Origin of the sequence: Marilutibacter maris, from assembly GCF_006546735.2 — a bacterium.
Lineage (GTDB): Bacteria > Pseudomonadota > Gammaproteobacteria > Xanthomonadales > Xanthomonadaceae > Marilutibacter > Marilutibacter maris.
Genome location: NZ_VICD02000306.1, coordinates 1 through 1,463, shown reverse-complemented (window position 1 = coordinate 1,463; position 1,463 = coordinate 1). Strand labels below are relative to the sequence as shown.

Annotated in this window: 1 protein-coding gene; it reads right to left on the bottom strand. The window is 66.4% G+C overall.

Annotation, left to right across the window (positions count from 1 at the left end; all coding sequences use genetic code 11):
- Positions 1 to 1,463, bottom strand: a 1,463-nt coding sequence (locus FKV24_RS17255) for a condensation domain-containing protein (RefSeq protein WP_211371907.1), incomplete at both ends; no start/stop codon positions are given.

The window sequence follows — 1,463 nt, the reverse complement described above, 5'->3', positions numbered from 1 at the left end:
TAGCTGAGCGTGACATCGCCGCAGACCACCGCCGGCGATGCCGGCGTGCGCTGCGCCTGCTCCGCGATCTGTTGCTGCACCGGGCGGGCGTCGTACGCCACCACGGTCGCATTGCGGCTGTCGCGCAGTTGGGTCAGTTCGGATTCGTCCAGCAGCGGCGCCGCCAGATGCGACGACTCCGGATCGGCCAGCATCTGCGCATAGGCACGCAGATAGTAATCGCCGATACGCGACACCGTATCCACATCGATCACCGCCGCGTCGTACTTCAAGTGCAGCGACAGGCCGTCATCGCCGGCGATGCTCCGCGACACCTCGACCAGGAACTCGTAGTTGGTCTGTTCGAACACATCCAGGCTCAGCACCTGCAACTGCTCGGAATCACTGGCCGCCAGCGCATCGTAAGCATGGAAGTGCGTGTAGTTGAACGTCACCTCCTCGAACGTCATCCCCAGGTCCTGTTGGATCCGGGCCAGCGGGTAGGCCCGATAGGCCATGTTCCGCGCCCCCACGTCCACCACCCGGGCGACCAGCTCGCGCCAACTGCAATCGCTCGTGTCGATCGCCATCGGCAACGAGTTCAGGAACAGACCCAGCGCCTGCTCCGCACCCTCCTGCTCCGGACGGCCGTTGTGGGTGACGCCACTGACCGCCATCGGCTGACCGCTCAGGGTCGACAACACCTTGTAATGGCCGGCCAGCGCCACCGACTGGATCGGTACGCCCAGCCGCCGCGCCAATCCCACCAGCCCGGAGGACAGCGCTGCGAAGCCGCCAACCTCATAGCTAGAACGCCGCGCCGCCACGGGCCCTTCCGTCGCCCGTGTGATCCGCGGCAACTGCTGGCCAGGCGCGCCCTCCAGCTGCGCCAGGAAATGCGCGCGCGCGTCCGGATCGCGGAGCATCTCCAGCTCCAGCGCGACGAAGTCGCGGAAACCCGGGTTGCCGGCACTCGCCACCAGCGCCTGACCCGACAGCCGGAGCGCATAGCGGTTGTAGAGCATGGTCGTGAACGCCGCCCAGCTCCAACCGTCAAGAACCGAGTGATGCGCACTAAGCACGAAATGGAAGCTGTCGTCGCTGCGCAGGAACACGTGGATCTGGAACAGCGGCCCCCGCTCCCAGTCGAACACGTGACGCTTGTGCGCCTCCGTCCAGGACGCAAGGTGTTCTTCCTGTTCCTGTTCCGGCATCGCCCGCAGGTCCTCCACCCGCAGCGGCAGCGCCACCTCCCGCCGCACGAACTGCAACGGACGCGCGCCGTCCAGCCTGAACCCCGTGCGCAGCACCGGGTGCTCGGCCACGCACGACGCCAACGCCTGCTCGAAACAGGCCGCGTCCCAGGGACAGCGCACATGCTGGCCGACAATGTCGTGATACAACCCGCTGAACTGCTCCAGCTGGGTGTGGAACACCATCCCCGCCTGCAACGCCGACAGCGGATACGCATCCTCGATCTCGTC